Source organism: Streptococcus sp. 3109, from assembly GCF_013276905.1.
GTDB lineage: Bacteria > Bacillota > Bacilli > Lactobacillales > Streptococcaceae > Streptococcus.
On the sequence record NZ_VMLY01000024.1, the window covers coordinates 24,605 to 45,241 of the forward strand.

At 39.8% G+C, this 20,637-nt stretch carries 15 protein-coding genes; 6 read left to right on the plus strand and 9 right to left on the minus strand.

The genetic code is table 11. The features are described from left to right. Nucleotides 1-72 precede the first annotated feature (72 nt). Both aspS and HT698_RS09710 read left to right on the plus strand, forming a co-directional pair. Complete coding sequence (aspS, locus tag HT698_RS09705) at nt 73-1,836, plus strand: aspartate--tRNA ligase (protein ID WP_173218841.1); 1,764 nt, start codon at nt 73-75, stop codon at nt 1,834-1,836. After that, on the plus strand, nt 1,814-2,755 hold the full coding sequence (locus HT698_RS09710; protein WP_173218843.1) for a YitT family protein: 942 nt from the start codon (nt 1,814-1,816) through the stop codon (nt 2,753-2,755). The genes aspS and HT698_RS09710 overlap by 23 nt, the downstream gene beginning before the upstream one ends. A 106-nt stretch (nt 2,756-2,861) precedes the next feature. On the opposite strand, the gene HT698_RS09715 is transcribed toward HT698_RS09710, so the two are convergent. The 5 genes from HT698_RS09715 to HT698_RS09735 form a co-directional block, all read right to left on the minus strand. Then, nucleotides 2,862-3,848, minus strand: a complete 987-nt coding sequence (locus HT698_RS09715) for a LacI family DNA-binding transcriptional regulator (RefSeq protein WP_001145438.1) — start codon at nt 3,846-3,848, stop codon at nt 2,862-2,864. A 9-nt stretch (nt 3,849-3,857) separates the two neighbouring features. Further along, nucleotides 3,858-4,658 (minus strand): DUF1189 domain-containing protein, encoded by an 801-nt coding sequence (locus tag HT698_RS09720; protein ID WP_173218845.1) that lies wholly within the window; start codon nt 4,656-4,658, stop codon nt 3,858-3,860. A gap of 261 nt (nt 4,659-4,919) precedes the next feature. Next, the gene (locus HT698_RS09725; protein WP_004236955.1) at nt 4,920-5,762 is read right to left on the minus strand and encodes a sugar ABC transporter permease; all 843 of its coding nucleotides are present in this window, start codon (nt 5,760-5,762) and stop codon (nt 4,920-4,922) included. Between the two features lies 1 nt (nt 5,763). Next, nucleotides 5,764-7,056: a sugar ABC transporter permease gene (locus tag HT698_RS09730; RefSeq protein ID WP_173218847.1), complete on the minus strand. Its 1,293-nt coding sequence runs from the start codon at nt 7,054-7,056 to the stop codon at nt 5,764-5,766. A gap of 110 nt (nt 7,057-7,166) precedes the next feature. Continuing rightward, nucleotides 7,167-8,438, minus strand: coding sequence for an extracellular solute-binding protein (locus HT698_RS09735; RefSeq protein ID WP_061439896.1), 1,272 nt, complete (start codon nt 8,436-8,438; stop codon nt 7,167-7,169). 554 nt (nt 8,439-8,992) lie between these two features. On the opposite strand from HT698_RS09735, the gene malQ reads away from it, so the two are divergent. Beyond that, the gene (gene malQ, locus HT698_RS09740) at nt 8,993-10,510 is read left to right on the plus strand and encodes a 4-alpha-glucanotransferase (protein ID WP_173218849.1); all 1,518 of its coding nucleotides are present in this window, start codon (nt 8,993-8,995) and stop codon (nt 10,508-10,510) included. A 25-nt stretch (nt 10,511-10,535) separates the two neighbouring features. Continuing rightward, a complete protein-coding gene (gene glgP / locus HT698_RS09745; RefSeq protein WP_173218851.1) occupies nt 10,536-12,794 on the plus strand; it encodes a glycogen/starch/alpha-glucan family phosphorylase in 2,259 nt (752 codons plus the stop codon). Between the two features lie 971 nt (nt 12,795-13,765). On the opposite strand, the gene HT698_RS09750 is transcribed toward glgP, so the two are convergent. The 3 genes from HT698_RS09750 to HT698_RS09760 all read right to left on the minus strand — a co-directional run bounded on the left by HT698_RS09750 (nt 13,766) and on the right by HT698_RS09760 (nt 16,681). Next, nucleotides 13,766-15,114, minus strand: a protein-coding gene (locus HT698_RS09750) for an IS3 family transposase (protein WP_173218853.1) whose coding sequence is annotated in 2 segments (ribosomal slippage) — nt 13,766-14,664 and nt 14,664-15,114 — 1,350 coding nt in all. Because the reading frame shifts where the segments join, the coding sequence is not laid out codon by codon here. Nucleotides 15,115-15,207: 93 nt separating this feature from the next. Further along, nucleotides 15,208-15,396 (minus strand): hypothetical protein, encoded by a 189-nt coding sequence (locus tag HT698_RS09755; RefSeq protein ID WP_153226407.1) that lies wholly within the window; start codon nt 15,394-15,396, stop codon nt 15,208-15,210. Between the two features lie 436 nt (nt 15,397-15,832). Further along, nucleotides 15,833-16,681 carry a putative RNA methyltransferase gene (locus HT698_RS09760; protein WP_173218855.1) on the minus strand — a complete coding sequence of 283 codons (849 nt, stop codon included), beginning with the start codon at nt 16,679-16,681 and terminating at the stop codon, nt 15,833-15,835. Between the two features lie 150 nt (nt 16,682-16,831). Here HT698_RS09760 and HT698_RS09765 point away from each other — a divergent pair, with 150 nt between their 5' ends. Next, nucleotides 16,832-17,110, plus strand: a complete 279-nt coding sequence (locus tag HT698_RS09765; RefSeq protein WP_000910910.1) for a DUF6110 family protein — start codon at nt 16,832-16,834, stop codon at nt 17,108-17,110. 1 nt (nt 17,111) lies between these two features. Beyond that, nucleotides 17,112-19,175, plus strand: coding sequence for a heavy metal translocating P-type ATPase (locus tag HT698_RS09770; RefSeq protein WP_173218857.1), 2,064 nt, complete (start codon nt 17,112-17,114; stop codon nt 19,173-19,175). Between the two features lie 76 nt (nt 19,176-19,251). On the opposite strand, the gene tyrS is transcribed toward HT698_RS09770, so the two are convergent. Continuing rightward, on the minus strand, nt 19,252-20,508 hold the full coding sequence (gene tyrS, locus HT698_RS09775) for a tyrosine--tRNA ligase (protein WP_173218859.1): 1,257 nt from the start codon (nt 20,506-20,508) through the stop codon (nt 19,252-19,254). Between the last annotated feature and the right edge of the window lie 129 nt (nt 20,509-20,637).

The following is a 20,637-nucleotide window of genomic DNA, read 5'->3' on the forward strand; positions in this document are numbered from 1 at the left end:
TTTCTGCTGATTTTCATGAAGAGCCTGCGCTTTTATGGTAAAATAGTAACAGAATAAAAGAGGAGAGAAACAATGAAACGTAGTATGTATGCTGGTCGTGTTCGTGAGGAACACATCGGACAAGAAATGACCTTGAAAGGATGGGTTGGCCGTCGTCGTGACCTTGGTGGTTTGATCTTTATCGACCTTCGTGACCGTGAAGGAATCATGCAGTTGGTTATCAACCCTGAAAAAGTATCTGCAGAGGTTATGGCAACAGCTGAAAGCCTTCGTAGTGAATTTGTTATCGAGGTGACTGGTCAGGTCGCTGCGCGTGAGCAAGCCAATGATAAGTTGCCAACTGGTGCAGTTGAGTTAAACGTGACAGCTCTGACAGTGCTTAATACAGCTAAGACAACCCCATTTGAGATTAAGGATGGCATTGAGGCTAATGACGATACGCGTTTGCGTTACCGTTACCTTGACCTTCGTCGTCCAGAAATGTTGGAAAATCTCAAACTTCGTGCTAAGGTAACCCATTCTATCCGCAACTACTTGGATGAGTTGGAGTTTATCGACGTGGAGACACCATTCCTTTCTAAGTCAACGCCTGAAGGGGCGCGTGATTATTTGGTGCCATCTCGTGTTAATAAGGGGCATTTCTATGCTCTTCCTCAAAGTCCACAAATCACTAAGCAATTGTTGATGAATGCTGGTTTTGACCGTTACTACCAAATCGTCAAATGTTTCCGTGATGAGGACTTGCGTGGAGATCGTCAACCTGAGTTTACCCAGGTCGACTTGGAAACATCTTTCCTTACGGAGCAAGAAATCCAAGATATTACAGAAGGTTTGATTGCGCGCGTGATGAAAGAAACTAAAGGCATCGAAGTCACTCTGCCTTTCCCGCGTATGAAGTATGATGACGCTATGGCTCGTTACGGTTCTGACAAGCCTGATACTCGTTTTGACATGTTGCTTCAGGACTTGACAGAAGTGGTCAAAGGTGTAGACTTTAAAGTCTTTTCAGAAGCACCTGCTGTAAAAGCAATTGTAGTCAAAGGAGCTGCGGACAACTATTCACGTAAAGACATCGACAAGATGACGGAAGTAGCCAAACAATATGGTGCCAAAGGTCTTGCTTGGGTCAAGGTAGTTGATGGAGAATTAAACGGACCAGTTGCCAAGTTCTTGACTGGTATCCAAGAAGAATTGACAACAGCGCTTGCTCTTGAAGACAAGGACTTGGTTCTCTTTGTGGCAGATACGCTGGAGGTAGCCAATGCAACGCTCGGTGCCCTTCGTGGACGTATTGCCAAAGAGCTTGGCTTGATTGATAACGATAAATTCAACTTCCTTTGGGTGGTTGACTGGCCAATGTTTGAATGGTCTGAAGAAGAAGGCCGCTACATGAGCGCCCACCATCCATTCACACTTCCACAGGAAGAGACTGCTCACGAATTAGAAGGTGATTTGGCTAAGGTTCGTGCCATTGCTTACGATATTGTCTTGAACGGTTATGAGCTTGGTGGTGGTAGTCTTCGTATCAACCAAAAAGACCTTCAAGAACGCATGTTCAAGGCTCTTGGTTTCTCAGCTGAAGAAGCAAATGACCAGTTTGGTTTCCTTCTTGAAGCCATGGACTATGGTTTCCCACCACACGGTGGTTTGGCTATAGGGCTTGATCGTTTTGTCATGCTCTTAGCAGGAGAAGAAAATATCCGTGAAGTCATTGCCTTTCCTAAGAACAACAAGGCAAGTGACCCAATGACACAAGCTCCTTCAACAGTCGCTCTCAAACAACTAGAGGAACTCAGCTTACAAGTAGAAGAAGATGAAACAAGCAAAACGAATTAAGCGGTGGCGCTATTATCTGCGCCGCTTTGCTTATCAGATAAAAATTTTACGTGTCTTACAAAGCATCTCTCGGGAAAAATATGATGAGAAGATTTCAGCTTCTCTGGTCTATGGTTTTTTATCAGCAGTAGCGGTCAATTTCTTTTTCCAACCAGGGCATGTGTATTCGAGTGGTGCGACAGGTCTGGCACAGATTATCTCTGCCTTGAGTAATCACTGGTTTGGCTTTCATATTCCGATTTCGCTAACCTTCTACGCTATTAACTTCCCTTTGATGGTCTTGGCTTGGTATCAGATTGGCCATAAGTTCACCGTCTTTACCTTTATCACGGTATCCATGAGTTCCTTCTTTATCCAGTTTGTCCCTGTGGCAACCTTGACGGAGGATCCTATTATCAATGCCCTTTTTGGGGGTGTTGTCATGGGCTTGGGGATTGGTTTTGCTCTTCGCAACAATATCTCCAGTGGGGGAACGGATATCGTCAGCCTGACCATTCGCAAGAAAACAGGTAAGAATGTCGGTAGTATTTCTTTCTTGGTAAATGGGACCATCATGCTGATAGCAGGTTTGACCTTTGGTTGGAAATACGCTCTCTACTCTATGATTACCATCTTTGTCTCTAGCCGTGTGACAGACGCTGTCTTTACCAAGCAAAAACGCATGCAGGCCATGATTGTGACCAATCATCCAGAGAAGGTAATTGAGAAAATCCATAAAAAATTGCACCGCGGCGCAACCATGATCCACGATGCAGAAGGAACCTATAATCATGAGAGAAAGGCAGTTTTAATCACTGTCATTACACGTGCAGAGTTTAATGAATTTAAACAGATTATGACACAAGTGGACCCAGGTGCCTTTGTCTCTGTATCAGAGAATGTTCATATTCTAGGAAGATTTGTTGAGATAGATAACTAGTGACTAGTACTTAAAATGAGTCTTCCCACAATAAAACGCATACTATCAAGTTTTTAAACACCTGATAGTATGCGTTTTTGCTTTTAAAGATTTTTTGACCAGCCTCTTATTTTTCAATAATTTTGTGGGCAATCAACTGGCGGTAGCAGATTTGTCTATTTTCTTTAGAATCATTGATGATACAGAGAATAGTTTCTAAAGAAGTGCGTCCAAGGGCTAGGCTATTGATATCTATATATGCTGCCAAATTGAGCTTGGGATTAACCGAGTCAAAGCTGAGAACAGGGACATCCAGCTGGTGTTTGGCAATATAGTCACAAACACCTTCAGCTAGGAGACTATCGGTTGTGATGATAGCATCAATTTGTGGATCGTGCTTGAATAATCGCTTGCTAAATTTATAGCCCTTTTCTTCCAGAAACTCGTCTGCAAAGTAGATGCGATTGTTGTCAGTGGTAAGTTTGTAATGTTTAAGCGCCTGTTCATAGCCTGTTAAACGGTCTTTGGTCACGAAGAGCTTTTTACTTCCTCCGATAAAGGCAATTCGTTTGCAGCCTTTTTTGATGAAATATTCTGTCGCATCAAAACCAGCTTGAACATTGTCGTTGTCGACAAGTGGGATGAAAGGAGATAGAGATTTACCTAAGATAAGGAAGGGGAACTGTTCTTCTGCGACGAGTTTTACGAGAGGGTCTTCTTCTTGGGCATAGAGAAAGATTAGCCCATCTACACGCTTGCCGTAGACCATTTGTGAAATAGCGTTGAGACGCTCCTTCTCATCTTTCCCTGTTGCGATCTGAATGGCATAGTGGTTTTCAGATGCGACTTGAGAGATGCCACGTAGAACCGATGGAAAGAAAGGATTCTGGTAGAAGGCGTCTGAGTCATCAGGAAGAACCAAACCAATCACCTGAGTATAGCTACTTACCAAGCTGCGAGCATTGAGGTTGGGATGGTAATTGAGCTCTTTCATAGCCTTACGAACGCGTTTTTTTGTTTCGTCGCTAATGGTTGATTTATTTTGAATAACACGGGTTACGGTTGAAGGTGAAACACCAGCAGCCTTGGCCACGTCTTTAATCGTAACGGGCATAAAAATCTCCTATTTATGGTAATCTGGATCACGGAAATGTGTTTTATAAAAGATAGTGACCAGATACAGAACAAAAAGAATATTTTGTACAGTAATCAGGGTTGACATATTTTGGCCAAATAATCCCAAAATAAGTGTAATCAGAGTCGGCAATCCTAAACAATTCAAGATAAAATGGTAGCACTCTTTAAAGGTTCTAAATGAAAAGAGGCGTGATTTCTTAGTGATATAAAGGAGAAGACTCGCTCCTAGAGAGACGATAAAGAAATTCAAACCAAAGAGGAAGCTGGCACCGAGAACTAGGAAGAGACTGATATAGACACGATTCTGCTGGTACCAGTCTTTAGAAATTGCTTGGGTCAAGCTGTCCTTACTTTTGAAACTCTCAGTCTCAATCGCTCGGTAAGAGATTCGGGTCAGTTCCTTATTTTCCTTGCTGATGACCAGTTCTTTTGTGTCGAAATGCAGTTGCAAGTCCTTAGGTAACTCCTTACTTTGACTTGGACCGATCACAATAGAAGGCGCTTGATTAGCTGTTCTTGTATAAGTTAATGTGCCATCGACAATTCTAGCATGTTCAGAGAGATCCTGGACAACCTTATCTGTCAATGGTTCATAGACATTATCGATAAAGGTTTCTAGCGGATAAGTCTCCTGTGAGCTGTTTTGAATGGCAATGGGTACCATAGACAAGCTGATAAGGAAGATACTGGTAAAGAGAAGTTGAAACCAGTTGAGCCCGAAACGTTTGGACAGGGGCTTACGAAATCCCCAAATACTTGAAAAATAGGAAAATGGATATGGAAGCATAGGTATCTTTCTAAAAGGTGTTTTCTATATGAGTATTATTATATAGAGAAATGTGCTTTATTTCAAGTCTAGGAGAAAAATTGCTTGTTGTAAGGACATTACTTACAGTAACAATCGCTAATACTCAATGAAAATCAAAGTGCAAACTAGGAAGCTAGCCGCAGGTTACTCAAAACAGTGTTTTGAGGTTGCAGATGGAAGCTGACGTGGTTTGAAGCGGTTTTCGAAGAGTATAAAATGAAAAAGGGTGGCGGGGATATATTATCCCTTGTCGCCACCACTTGTAAGTCCTGAAACAAAGTTCTTTTGTAGGAAGAAGAAGAGAATACAGATTGGAAGGGCGATGAGGATAGCACCTGCTGAGAAGTAGGCAATCTTCATGTTTTTCACATTGCTAACGAAGGTTTGGAGACCTACGGCAACAGTAAAGTATTCTTTCTCACGAAGCAAGAAACTAGAGAGGATGTAGTCCCCGAAAGGTCCCATGAAGGCCCAGAGAGCTTGTACGGCAACCATTGGGCGAACGAGTGGGAGGACAATTTGCCAGAAGCGACGGAAGTGTCCTGCACCGTCTAGTTTTGCAGATTCGTCTAAAGACATTGGCACTGTATCGAAGTAGCCTTTCATGAGCCAAGCATTCATCGGGATACCACCACCAACGTAGAGGAAGATGAGGAACCAGCTGTGGTTAAGGGCGTTCAACATAAGTGCCATAACGAAGAAGGCTGTCAAAGCGGCCATGGTTGGCACCATTTGGATAATCAAGAAGAAGACCAAACTTTGTTTACGAGCCAAGAAGTTGTAACGGCTGTAAGCATAACCAGCAAGTACGATAATACTTGTTTGAACAGCCATGGTAATCAAGGCGATAATCAAAGTGTTGAGGTACCAAGTACCGTACAAGGTTTCAGTGAAGAGGCCTTTAAAGTTATCAAAATTGAGGTCGATGTTAGTATCTAGTTTAAAGGCTGAGACGTTACCTGCTTTAAAGGCTGACATGATGGTAATCAAAAGTGGATAGATAATGACAATTGATAGACCAATCAGGTAAAGGTAAGTAAGGGTTTGAGTCAGTCTACGTTTGAGTTTAATTGAGTTATTCATCTTAGACGTCCTCCATATCAAATGCGTGTAGTTTCTTGAATGCGATCATAGAGATTGAGATGACAATGATAGAGATAATCAAAGTAACAGCTGCCGCCATTGAGTATTGAGGAGATGTACCTGTTGTCAAACGGTAGATCCATGAGATCAAGATATCGGTTGAACCAGCTCCACCACCGACACTACCAGGACCTCCACCATTGAAGAGGTACATGATAGAGAAGTTGTTAAAGTTGAAGGTGTATTGGCTAATCAAAGTAGGTGCTGCAACAGCCAAGATCATTGGGAAAGTGATGTTGCGGAATTTTTGCCAAGCATTGGCACCGTCAATATAAGCTGCCTCGTAAAGGTCGTTAGGAATAGATTGCAAGATACCCAAGGTCAAAACGTAGATGTATGGGAATCCAAGCCAACCTTGCATCATAATCAAGGCAATTTTTGTCCAAGTTGGATCTGTTTTCCAAGGAATAAGAGCGCCATCAAGGAAAGGAAGGAATTTAGCCAAGATTGGCAATACTTGAGTGTTGATGGCTCCGACACTATCGTTAAACATGTTTGAAAATGTCAAAATAGTGATGAAGGCTGGGACAGCCCAAGGAAGAAGGAAAATAACACCAAAGATACGTTTTCCTTTGATAAATGGTTGGTTAGCAATGATAGCTGTGAAGATACCAATCACGATCTGTAAAGTTGAGGCAGCCAAAGCCCAGATGATAGTCCAAGAAAGAACAGACCCAAAGGCAGAACGGAAGGTACTCAAGCTCCAAATGTTTGTAAAGTTTGTCAAACCAACCCAGTCCAACAATTTGTTTGGTGGCAAGTGTTGGAAGTCGTAGTTGGTAAAGGCAATCATCAAGGTTACGATAACTGGGAAGATGATTGCAAAGGTCATGGCAATGTAAGATGGAATGATCAAGAGGTAAGGGAAACCATTTTCATAGATTCCTTTGACCATTTCTTTAAAGGTAAGTGCTACTGGAATACCATTATTAATGTGTTTGGCAGTTGTATGAGCATCTTTGATATTTGAGAAATAAAAGAGTACATAAACAACTACAAAGATTAAATGGAAGGCACCACGAATCAGCATGAAGAGGGAATTGTCACGACCTGGTTTGTCACCAAGAGTGATGAGATTGCTTAATTCAGGGGCTGCAAGTGCTAGGAAATAAAGGACAAATACGATGGTTACACCAAGGAAGATAAAACCTTTGGCTTTTTGTTTATTGTAAATCTGTCCTAACCCAGGAATGATAGACAGCAGGGCTGCTTTACTAGGTTGTTGCTTTTCCATAATAACTCCTTTCATAGGATACTGCTTTTTATAAGAAAGCTAAATTATTTGTGTCTCTATTGATAAATTCAAAGGGGGATTTGATTTCCACCCCCCCTTGAACAAATTTTTTATTCACCAAATTTTTGTTTGATTGTTTCTTTGATCAATGTTACAGCATCGTTTGCAGCTGTTTTAGCATCTTTCTTACCGCTTACAGCTTCAAACAACATTGTTTTAGCTGGGTCCCAAACTGCTGACATTTGAGAGATGTTTGGCATTGGTTGAGCGTTCTTGAACTGTTTGATAACAGCTGTTGTCAACTCATCGTTTTTACCTTCAGCGTATGAACGAGCTTCAGTGTTAGCTGGGATTTCGTTAGTTGTATCGTAGAAGGCTTTTTGTTCTTCAGTTGAAACAAGGAAGTCTACAAATTTTTGAGCAGCTTCAAGGTTCTTAGTGCTTGATGGGATGATCCAAGCTTTACCACCACCGAATGCTGCGTATTCTTTTCCGTTTGGAAGAGTTGGGATAGTTGCAACACCGTAGTTTACTTTAGCATCTTTGAAGGCTTGAGCTTTCCAAGGTCCATCGATGATAGCAGCTGTTTTGCCTTCTTGGAATTGAGTTTGGATTAGGTTTCCAGCTCCTTCAGTATCTTGCATACCTTTAGGCCATTTTTCATACCAAGATTTAGCGTACTCTACACCTTTGATAGCGCCGTCGTTGGCAAGACCGATATCTTTAGCGTCTTTACCGTTTTGTCCGAATACATAACCGCCGTTACCAGCAAGAAGTCCGTATGCAAAGTAGAAGTTTGTCCAGTCAGCTAGGAAGGCAGTAGTTTTTCCATCTTCTCCAGCGAAGGCATATTTGCTATCTTTAGCAAGGTTTTCCAAGTCTGCAAAAGTTTTTGGAGCTTCTTTTACCAAGTCTTTGTTGTAGTACATAACAAGTGACTCGATAACGGCAGGAGCACCGTAAACTTTACCGTCAGCAGCTGTTACAAGAGATTTAGTTTTATCATCTGTTTTAGCGCCGTCGCTCAATTTAACTTCTGAAAGTTGGCCGTCAGTACCAAGGCTACCTACACGGTCGTATGGTGCCATCATAACGTCAGCAGCTTTACCAGATTGGTTATCTAGAGAAAGGTTGTCAAGACCACCCATTTGGTCTCCGGTTTTGATAGTCACTTTTACGCCAGCTTCTTTTTCGTAAGCTTTTGCAGCTGATTCAGCAAATGCTTTATATTGATCTTCAACGTAGAAAGTGATTTCTTTCGCTTCAGATGAACCAGAATCAGCAGGTTTATCAGCAGTTTTGCTTCCGCAAGCTACCAAAAGCAAGCTAGCAAGTGTAACAGTTCCAAGCACCGCAGCGCTCTTCATGAATTTAGATGACATAGTGTATTCCTCCTAAAGAATAACAAGTTTTATTGATAAGGAAACGCAAACGTTTTCCTTTATGAGCTTAGTATAGCACAAATAGAAAACGGTTGCAAGTGTTTTTGTCAAAAATTTTAAAAAATTTTTAAGCTTGATTTGATAGCATGATTTTGCTTTTTAAATAGAAGAAAAGTGTGAAATAGATAAGAATACAGTATTTTTAATAAAAAATAGATGGAATCTGTCTAAAGAGGGAAATCAGGAGGGGCTATTTCCCTGTTTCTAATCCCTATCTATTTTCTATAGACCTTTGTGCCTCCTTACATCTAAATTCAAGTTTTCTAGGGGATGATTTGTACTTGGTAGACTGTCTCATGAGAGTCAAACTTTAGGATTAGATAGTTTTAAGTTATCTTTGCTAAAATGAGTTAGTCTCCTTAAAAATAATCAAAAAAGTTTTTTTAAAAACGCTTGCAATTATGCTTGAAAAGGAGTATACTTATAAGTAGCGCAAACGTTTGCGTCTGAAAAAATACGCAACGTTCCATTATTTTAACACATGAGGTGCTATTATGAAAAAACGTCAAAGTGGTGTGTTGATGCACATCTCTTCTCTTCCAGGAGCTTACGGAATCGGATCATTTGGTCAAAGTGCTTACGACTTCGTTGATTTCTTGGTTCGTACAAAACAACGTTACTGGCAAATCCTTCCATTAGGAACAACTAGTTACGGGGATTCTCCTTACCAATCTTTCTCAGCCTTCGCAGGAAACACTCATTTTATCGATTTAGATATCTTGGTGGAGCAAGGTTTGTTGGAAGCAAGTGACCTTGAAGGAGTTGATTTTGGTAGCGATGCGTCTGAAGTTGATTATGCTAAAATCTACTATGCACGTCGTCCTCTTTTAGAAAAAGCGGTGAAACGTTTCTTTGAAGTCGGAGATGTTAAAGATTTTGAGAAATTTGCTCAAGATAACCAATCATGGCTTGAGCTCTTTGCTGAGTATATGGCTATCAAAGAGCATTTTGACAATCTTGCTTGGACAGAATGGCCAGATGCAGATGCTCGTGCTCGTAAAGCTTCAGCACTTGAAAGCTACCGTGAGCAATTGGCAGACAAGTTGGTTTACCACCGTGTGACTCAGTACTTCTTCTTCCAACAATGGTTGAAATTGAAAGCTTACGCTAACGACAACCACATCGAAATCGTTGGAGACATGCCAATCTACGTAGCGGAAGATTCAAGCGATATGTGGGCAAATCCACATCTCTTCAAGACAGATGTCAATGGTAAGGCTACTTGCATCGCAGGATGCCCACCAGATGAATTTTCTGCAACTGGTCAGCTTTGGGGTAACCCAATCTATGACTGGGAAGCAATGGATGAAGACGGTTACAAATGGTGGATTGAACGCTTGCGTGAAAGCTTCAAAATCTACGATATCGTTCGTATCGACCACTTCCGTGGCTTCGAATCTTACTGGGAAATCCCTGCTGGTTCCGATACAGCAGCACCTGGTGAGTGGGTGAAAGGTCCAGGCTACAAGCTTTTTGCAGCCGTTAAGGAAGAACTTGGTGAGTTAAACATCATCGCAGAAGACCTTGGCTTCATGACTGATGAAGTTATCGAATTGCGTGAACGTACTGGCTTCCCAGGAATGAAGATTCTTCAATTTGCCTTCAACCCAGAAGATGAAAGCATTGATAGCCCACACTTGGCACCTGCTAACTCAGTTATGTATACAGGAACACACGATAACAATACGGTCCTTGGTTGGTACCGTAACGAGATTGATGATGCGACTCGTGAGTACATGGCTCGCTATACTAACCGTAAAGAATACGAAACAGTTCCACACGCTATGCTTCGTACAGTCTTTTCATCAGTTAGTTTCATGGCAATTGCAACTATGCAAGATTTGCTAGAATTGGATGAGACAGCTCGTATGAACTTCCCATCTACCCTTGGTGGAAACTGGTCTTGGCGTATGACTGAAGAACAATTGACACCAGCTGTCGAGGAAGGTTTGCTTGACTTGACAACAATCTATCGCCGAATTAATGAAAATTTGGTAGAATTAAAGAAATAATACAATATCAGGAGACATCTTAAACATGTTATCACTACAAGAATTTGTACAAAATCGTTACAATAAAACCATTGCAGAATGTAGCAATGAAGAGCTTTACCTTGCTCTTCTTAACTACAGCAAGCTTGCAAGTAGCCAAAAACCAGTTAACACTGGTAAGAAAAAAGTTTACTACATCTCAGCTGAGTTCTTGATTGGTAAACTCTTGTCAAACAACTTGATTAACCTTGGTCTTTACGACGATGTCAAAAAAGAACTTGCAGCTGCAGGTAAAGACTTGATCGAAGTTGAAGAAGTTGAATTGGAACCATCTCTTGGTAATGGTGGTTTGGGACGTTTGGCTGCCTGCTTTATCGACTCAATTGCGACTCTTGGTTTGAATGGTGATGGTGTTGGTCTTAACTACCACTTTGGTCTTTTCCAACAAGTTCTTAAAAACAACCAACAAGAAACAATTCCAAATGCATGGTTGACAGAGCAAAACTGGTTGGTTCGCTCAAGCCGTAGCTACCAAGTACCATTTGCAGACTTTACTTTGACATCAACTCTTTATGATATTGATGTTCCTGGTTACAAGACAGAAACGAAGAACCGCTTGCGTTTGTTTGACTTGGATTCAGTTGATTCTTCTATTATTAAAGACAGTATCAGCTTTGACAAGACAGATATCGCTCGCAACTTGACTCTCTTCCTTTACCCAGATGATAGTGACCGTCAAGGTGAATTGCTCCGTATCTTCCAACAATACTTCATGGTTTCAAACGGTGCGCAATTGATCATCGACGAAGCAATCGAAAAAGGAAGCAACTTGCATGACCTTGCTGATTACGCAGTTGTCCAAATCAACGATACTCACCCATCAATGGTGATTCCTGAATTGATCCGTCTTTTGACTGCACGTGGTATCGAGCTTGACGAAGCAATCTCAATCGTTCGTAGCATGACTGCCTACACTAACCACACAATCCTTGCTGAAGCGCTTGAAAAATGGCCTCTTGAATTCTTGCAAGAAGTGGTTCCTCACTTGGTACCAATCATCGAAGAATTGGACCGTCGTGTGAAAGCAGAATACAAAGATCCAGCTGTTCAAATCATCGATGAGAGCGGACGTGTTCACATGGCTCACATGGATATCCACTACGGATACAGTGTTAACGGGGTAGCAGCACTTCACACTGAAATCTTGAAAAATTCTGAGTTGAAAGCTTTCTATGACCTTTACCCAGAAAAATTCAACAACAAAACAAACGGTATCACTTTCCGTCGTTGGCTCATGCATGCTAACCCAAGATTGTCTCACTACTTGGATGAGATTCTTGGAGATGGTTGGCACCATGAAGCAGATGAGCTTGAAAAACTCTTGTCTTACGAAGACAAAGCAGCTGTCAAAGAAAAATTGGAAAGCATCAAGGCTCACAACAAACGTAAATTGGCTCGTCACTTGAAAGAACACCAAGGTGTGGAAATCAATCCAAACTCTATCTTTGACATCCAAATCAAACGTCTTCACGAGTACAAACGCCAACAAATGAACGCTTTGTACGTTATCCACAAATACCTTGACATCAAAGCTGGTAACATCCCTGCTCGCCCAATCACAATCTTCTTTGGTGGTAAAGCAGCTCCAGCCTACACAATCGCTCAAGACATCATCCACTTGATCCTTTGCATGTCAGAGGTTATTGCTAACGATCCAGCAGTAGCTCCACACTTGCAAGTTGTTATGGTTGAAAACTACAACGTTACTGCAGCAAGCTTCCTTATCCCAGCATGTGATATCTCAGAACAAATCTCACTTGCTTCTAAAGAAGCTTCAGGTACTGGTAACATGAAATTCATGTTGAACGGAGCTTTGACTCTTGGTACTATGGACGGTGCTAACGTGGAAATCGCTGAGTTGGTTGGCGACGAAAACATCTACATCTTTGGTGAAGATTCAGAAACTGTTATCGACCTTTACGCAAAAGCAGCTTACAAATCAAGCGAATTCTACGCTCGTAAAGCTATCAAACCATTGGTTGACTTCATCGTTAGCGATGCAGTTCTTGCAGCTGGAAACAAAGAGCGCTTGGAACGTCTTTACAATGAATTGATCAACAAAGACTGGTTCATGACTCTTCTTGACTTGGAAGACTACATCAAGGTTAAAGAGCAAATGTTGGCTGACTACGAAGACCGTGACGCATGGTTGGACAAAGTTATCGTTAACATTTCTAAAGCAGGATTCTTCTCATCTGACCGTACAATCGCTCAGTATAACGAAGACATCTGGCACTTGAACTAATACTCTTCGAAAATCTCTTCAAACCACGTCAGCTTTATCTGCAACCTCAAAGCGGTGCTTTGAGCAACCTGCGGCTAGCTTCCTAGTTTGCTCTTTGATTTTCATTGAGTATAAGATACAAATTCATACTAATACATTTTGTAAAAAAGCGAGTTTCGATTGAAATTCGCTTTTTTAATGATGTAGATTTGGGTCAATCTTGTCTTAAAAGAAGAGAAACTATAGACGTATTGAAGGTTTAACACTCTCTTTCAACCTCATACCCCTTGTATTCGATTACATAAAGTATTATAATATAATTGTAGGAAAGAAGGTGTTTTTATGATATATACACTTAAATTGGTGTTGTTTATTACCTTTCTTGTAATAAGCTTGTTACCTGATAAGATTTTTGGAAAAAATAAAAAAATTTGGAAAATAGTTTTTGCAATATTGACGGCGGTGGCAGCATTGTCATTTATGTACTAAGTTATTTTAAGAATGTAGGGTTTATTTTGGATTTTATTTATAATTTTGACCTGCCTCTATATAGGTAACTACGATTTGTTTCCTCTCAATCATCAAGAACTCTCTCTTCGTGGTAGTTTCTGGGGTTCGGTACTGGCCTTATTTCACTTGCTATTTATTGATAAGTTTGTTATTTCGAATCGAAAATAAATATGAGGTATATGCCTGACTGCCCACTGTTAGGATTGATTTTGGAGGAAAGATTTTGTCTCTATTATTTATTGCTTTAAATTTATTTATTTTGTACAAGATTTATTCTTTGAGACGGGAGAAATCGAAATACTTGATTTATACGGCCTATATCATATTTGGGGTAAATGTAGTATATGGTATTCAATGGTTATTAAAAGAATTGGTTTCAAAGATTTCCACTTAATGTGTATAGAAACTCCAGTGATTTTTGCATAACAAAACGCATAAGATTAAGGTTTTTGAGTACTGACCCCAAAAAGTTGGACAAATAATTATTGCAAGGATTTAGTTCTGTATTGCACAGGACTGAGTCCTTTTAGTTTTACTTTAATTCGTTTGTTATTGTAATAATCAATATAGTTTACAATGGCTTGTTCCAATTGCTTAAGCGACTGAAATGACTTCTCATAACTGTAAAACATTTCCGATTTCAGAATCCCAAAGAAGGACTCCATCATGCCGTTGTCTGGGCTGTTACCTTTACGTGACATGGATGCTTGAATTCCCTTACTCTCTAGGAACCAATGATAAGAATCATGTTGGTATTGCCAGCCTTGGTCACTGTGGAGAATCGTATTCTCGTAGTGCTTCTCTGTGAAAGCCTGTTCCAACATCGTTTTTACTTGTTCTAAATTAGGCGAACAAGAAAGATTAAAAGCAATAATTTCGCTGTTAAAGCCATCTAAAACTGGTGATAAGTAAAGCTTTTGAGTACTTGCTGGAATGGCAAATTCTGTCACATCTGTGTAGCACTTTTCCATTGTTTTAGAGCCTTCAAATTGACGTTGAATGAGATTCTCTGCCTTCTTGCTAACGTCTCCTTTATGAGAAGAATATTTTCGTTTCTGTCGCATTTTAGCTTGTAAATTGAGTACTTTCATCAAGCGTTGAACTCTTTTATGATTTACCAGATAACCACGATTTCTTAGTTCTAAATGAATTCGACGATAATCATAATTTCCCTTATGTTCGATAAAAATGGATTGAATTTCAGCTTTAAGCTCTTGGTCCTTATCTGGTTTGTCTAGCTGTTTCAAGTGATAGTAGTAGGTCGAACGAGCTAGTTTAATGGCTTTTAGAAGAATATCTAACGAAAAATCAGTCATTAGTTCTTGAACAATTTCTGTCTTTCTTCTTTCTCTTTTTCCTCCTTCAATCGGAGTTCTCTTAACTTTTTTAGGATGGCATTCTCCACTCTCAGGTACTCATTTTCTGCTTGAAGGCGTTCTAACTCTGTCATCTCTTCGGGTTTCTTCTTTGGTTTACGTCCCATTTTAGATGGTCTCCCTTTTGTTTTCTCAACAATAGTATACCCGTTTTTCTTGTATTGCGCTAGCCAATTAAGAAGTATCGTACGACTTGGGAGGCCGTATTCAAGAGAAACTCTATCTTTAGTCCAGCCTTCATGTAAGACTTTATGAATCATTTCTTGTTTTAAATCAGGAGAATAGTAACGATTTTTTCCTTTTTTGACGAACTCTATTCCATAACGATCAATCAATTTAATCATGTACCTAATATTAGAATTGTTTATCCCAAATTTATTTGAAAGCTTCTCTAAGCTATATCCTTGTTTTCTAAGTTCATAGATCTGAACTTTATCATCATAAGTTAATTTCATAATAAAAATACCCCAAAAGTTAGATTTTTTCTGTCTAACTTTTGGGGTGCAGTTCAAAATTACCGTTTTTTGTTTGAATTCTATTACTATTAACTACCTATTATTACTAATATTATTACCAACAGTACTAATATTAGTACTAATTACCCTGAGGCCATCGTTTGTAAATTGACCCAAAACGTCAAATCCGTCATAAATTCCTTTATAAATAAAGAGTCCTAAAATTATAGATGAAATAATAATACTTGCACAAATAAAATATGTACGTTTTTTTTCATTCATAAGATCAATCCTCCTTTTTATTTGTATTCGCTTACATTTTATCATATAATGTTATTGTAGTCAAGAAAAATGTGCTATTATGTTAAAAAATATTTTTCAAAATATAAATGGACGGATTGATTTTTGGAGGAAGATTTTGTCTCTATTATTTATTATTTTAAATTTGTTTATCTTGTACAAGATCTATTCTTTGAGGCGGGAAAAATCGAAATACTTGATTTATACGGCCTATATCATATTTGGGGCAAATGTACTATATGGTATTCAATGGTTATTAAGAGAACTGATTTCAACTATTTCCCCTTAATGTGTATAGAAACTCCAGTGATTTTTGCATAACAAAACACATAAGATTAAGGTTTTTGAGTACCTGTTCTTATGCGTTTTTGTAATATTGAAGATTTTCGGTAAGTTTTCTACTTTTGCGAAGTCTAGTTTAGAATGCTTTTCCAACCAAAATCTCTGCTTCAATGGTAATCTCTGTCAGTTGGCTCCAGTCAATCTTGCTCTGGTCGACGTGAAAGAGGAGTGGAGTCATACTGAGTAGGGCTTGGAGCTGTTCTGCTGTGATAGTCTTAGTCAGAGAGGCCGTTTGGTTAGATAGGATGGTAAAGTGTTCCTGGAAATGCTCCTTGATATCTTGATTAGAATAATCCTTGTTTGTCAGCTGGTCTTGTACCTTCTGACGGATTTCCTTGAGATGATTTTCAGTTGGGATAATCTTTATCAAGATACCGTCTTTGGATAAAACGCGACGAAATTCTCCATAGTTGGCAGGTGAGAAGATATCAAGCAGGATATCCATGCTAGCGTCTTTTATAGGAAGACGAGCCAAGTCACCAACGAACCAGTTGACTGCCCAGTTGGGTTCGCTCTTGGCAGCGATTTGGACTGAATCTTTGGAGATGTCAAAGGCATAGAAAGTTTTTTCAGAGTGACTTTCTTGGAGTTTACGAGAGTAGAAACCTTCACCACAACCGATATCTAAAATTGTTTTGGCATTTTTTGAGCTTGAAAGTAAATCAGAGACGACCTCTAGAATAGCTTGGTAAAATCCAGCTTCTAGGATTTGTTGGCGGTTTTGAAAATTTTCCTTGTCGTAGTTAGCAGATTGCTTAATTTGAGGTGCCAGATTGACATAGCCAAATTTAGCCAAGTCAAAAGAATGACGGTTGCAGCACTTGAGACTAGTCTCTACCAGAGTCAGATTTTCTTGGCAGATAGGGCAGGCAAAGGCAGTCGCAGAAGCAAAACGCTGGAGTTTAGGTTTGAGATTTGTATTCATAGTTTAAGTGTATCAAAAGAGGCAAATGAAAGCAACTTTAGGATGATTTGTAATAAAATTAAATAGTAGTATAATTACTTTTCAAAGTGCCAAAATTAAATTGCTTTTATATCTAAATTGTTATATAATAATAGCTAGGAGGAAATAAGTATGTTAAAAGAAGTATTGACCGTCGCAAAAGTTGCGAAAAAATCATCACTCTTTTTAGGTGGAGTTGCATTTGGTACCCTTGGTTTGAAAATCTTGGCAAGTAAGGAAGCTAAAAAAGGTTATTCTAAAGCTTTGGCTAAGGCTTACAAGTTGAAAGACGGGCTAGACGCATCTGTTTCTGTTGTGAAGCAACATGGAGACGATGTCTTGCAAGATGCCAAATATTTGTACGAGCAAGAGAAAAAAGAAGAGCAATTAGATAGCCTTATAGGAGAATAATATGTCTTTTAAAGTGCTACATAGAGGATACCAACATATCCGACTATCATCTTCTTTTTCACTCACCTTGGATATTCAAGACTATCTTCGTTCCTTGGCGAGAGATGAAAAGGGGATTGAGTCTATCCAGTTTTACATGGATCAACAGCACTTTACTCTACGTATAAAAGAAGGCTTTTCTGTATTAGATAATGCAGAAGCCTTTTTAAAAAGAATTGATAAAGGGAAAGTTTCTGAGTTGATGACTCTTCCCATTCGTAGAGAAGAGAGTGCTTATTCTATTGTTTCAGGTGCAGCGATTAAGCGTATACTTTTTCGTAGTTTTGTGCCGTCTCCTATTCGCTATATATGGACTTGTTATCAAGCTTTTGGCTATGTTAAAGAAGCCTATCAAACACTAGCGCGTAAGGAACTAACGATGGAGGTCTTGGACTGTTCGGCGATTTTATTGTCCTTGTTTATGAACCAATCCAAGACGGCTAGCAATATCATGTTTATGCTTGATTTGGGGAATCATTTAGATCAGTGGTCCTTGAAAAAAACGGCAACAGATTTAGAACAAAGCCTTCTTGCAAAAGAGAGCGACGTATTCCTAGTACAGGGTGATACGGTCGTTAGTATCAAGAGTTCCGATGTTCAAATAGGAGATGTCTTGGTCCTATCTCAAGGAAATGAAATTCTGTTTGATGGACAAGTAGTTTCAGGTTTAGGTATGGTCAACGAAAGCTCCTTGACGGGAGAGAGTTTTCCAGTTGAAAAAAGAGAGTCTGATTTGGTTTGTGCAAATACAGTATTAGAAACTGGAGAATTGCGCATTCGTGTAACCGATAATCAGATGAACAGCCGGATTTTACAGCTGATTGAGTTGATGAAGAAATCTGAAGAAAACAAGAAAACGAAACAACGCTATTTCATCAAGATGGCGGACAAGGTCGTCAAATATAATTTCTTGGGGGCTGGGCTGACTTACCTATTGACAGGTTCTTTTTCGAAGGCTATTTCTTTCCTATTGGTCGATTTCTCCTGCGCTTTGAAAATCTCTACTCCTGTAGCTTATTTGACAGCTATCAAGGAGGGGTTGAATCGTGAAATGGTGATTAAGGATGGGGATGTTCTGGAGAAATATCTGGAAGTTGATACTTTCTTGTTTGATAAGACGGGAACAATCACAACTAGCTATCCGATAGTTGAAAAGGTGTTACCTTTTGGGGACTATAGTGAGGAAGATATTCTCAGAATCAGTGCCTGTCTTGAGGAACACATTTATCATCCTATTGCTAATGCCATCGTCAAGCAAGCCGAGATAGAGGGAATTGAACATGAGGAAATGCATGGGAAACTCCAATATATCGCAAGCAAGGGGATTAAATCTCATATAGATGGGCAACCAGTTCTTATTGGGAATTATGTCTTGATGCAGGATGAACAGATTCATATCAGTTCAGAACAACATGCTTTAATTGAAGAGTACAAGAGTCACTACAATCTCTTATTCTTGGCTTATCAGAATGAATTGATTGGAATGTTCTGTATTCATACTCCTTTGAGAAAAGAAGCAAAAGCAGCCTTGGAGAAACTTAAGGCACAAGGGAAAAAATTGATTCTGGCAACAGGGGACACCTTGGTTAGAACAGAGGAATTAGTCAAAGATTTGCCCTTTGATCAGGTCTATACAGACTTGAAACCTGATGGGAAATTTGAGTTAGTAGAGGAACTGCAGAAAGCAGGTCACATTATTTTGATGGTTGGGGATGGGTTGAATGACTCAGCTGCTCTAACCCTATCAGATATCGGTGTGGTGATGAATGAGAGTGCAGATATTTCTAAGCAGATGAGCGATATCTTATTGTTAGATAATCGTTTGGATTTCTTCCAAGAGTTGGATTGGCTATCATCATCTTTGCAAACACTCATCAAGAAGAATATTCAAGATACCGTTGTCGTAAATAGTAGTTTGATTGGCTTTGGCTTGTTTAATTGGCTCAGTCCTTCAAATCTCTCTATCTTACATAATCTAACAACCTTACGCATTGTCCTGCGTAGCCTGTCTATTAAGACTAGATAGATGTGCTTATCAATAACAAAAAGGAGTTACCTTTCTTGAGGTTAACTCCTTTATTTATAGGTAAATGTTGAACAATTTAGTAAGTCAATACAAAGTATTTTTTCTTCCCACGACGGATAACAGTCAGTTCGTTCTCAAGCTTATCTGCATCACTCAAGACATAGTCAAGGTCTTGGATGCGGTCGCCGTTGACGTAGATAGCTCCGTTTTGAACATCTTCACGGGCTTGGCGTTTTGAGTTAACCACACCAGATGAGACGAGCAGTTCCACGATGTTGTGATTTTCGTCTGCCTGTACTTGGTAGTTTGGCACTCCACGAAGTCCTTGTCTGAGTTCTTTGACAGAAAGGTTTTTGACGTTTCCTGCAAAGAGTTGCTCAGTGATGTTAAGAGCTTCTTTGTAGGCTTCTTCTCCGTGAACAAGTGTGACCACTTCACGGGCCAAGACTTTTTGAGCCAAGCGTTCATGTGGAGCCGCTTCAAACTGTTTACGGATGTCTTCAATCTCATCCAGTGACAAGAAAGTAAAGATTTTCAAGAAGCGAACAGCGTCAGCGTCCATAACATTCATCCAGAATTGGTACATTTCGTATGGAGAAGTCTTTTCAGGATTGAGCCAGACTGCGTTTCCTTCTGATTTACCAAATTTCTTACCAGTTGCATCTGTGATCAATGGAACAGTGATAACGTGACCAGTTTTATCAGCCTTACGACGAAGCAATTCAGTACCAGCTGTCATATTTCCCCACTGGTCAGAACCACCGATTTGTAGCGTTACGTTGTGTTCTTGGTTAAGGACGAAGAAGTCGTAACCTTGCATGATTTGGTAAGCGAACTCAGTGTAAGAAATCCCTGTTTCGATCCGTTTTTTAACAGACTCTTTACTCATCATGTAGTTGACAGTGAAGTATTTTCCAATATCACGGAGGAAGTCAATGAAGCTGATGCTGCCAAACCAGTCGTAGTTGTTGACCATGACAGCTTTATTTTCCCCATTTTCAAAGTCAAGAAAACGAGAAAGTTGTCCTTGGATAGACTTGACCCAGCCATCTACTGTGTCTTTTGTTTGGAGACTACGTTCAGCATCTTTGAAGGACGGATCTCCGATGAGACCTGTAGCACCGCCAACGAGCGCATAAGGTTTGTGACCTGCTAGTTGCAAGCGACGACTTGTTAAGATTGCGACAAGGTGGCCTAGGTGAAGGCTGTCAGCAGTTGGATCGTAGCCAGTATAATAAGAAACTCGACCTTCTTCTAGGGCTTTACGCAAAGCTTCTTCATCAGTCGTTTGAAAAATCAAACCACGCTCTTTTAGCTCATCAAAAATGTGCATGTGTCTTTTCTCCTTTTTTAAATTATTGTTTCTACCTATTGTATCACAAACTTGGGCAATAGCCTAGCAGAATAGGGAAGAAAGTGGCTATTTTATTGAAAGTTTCCCTTTTATGGTATAATAGATAGA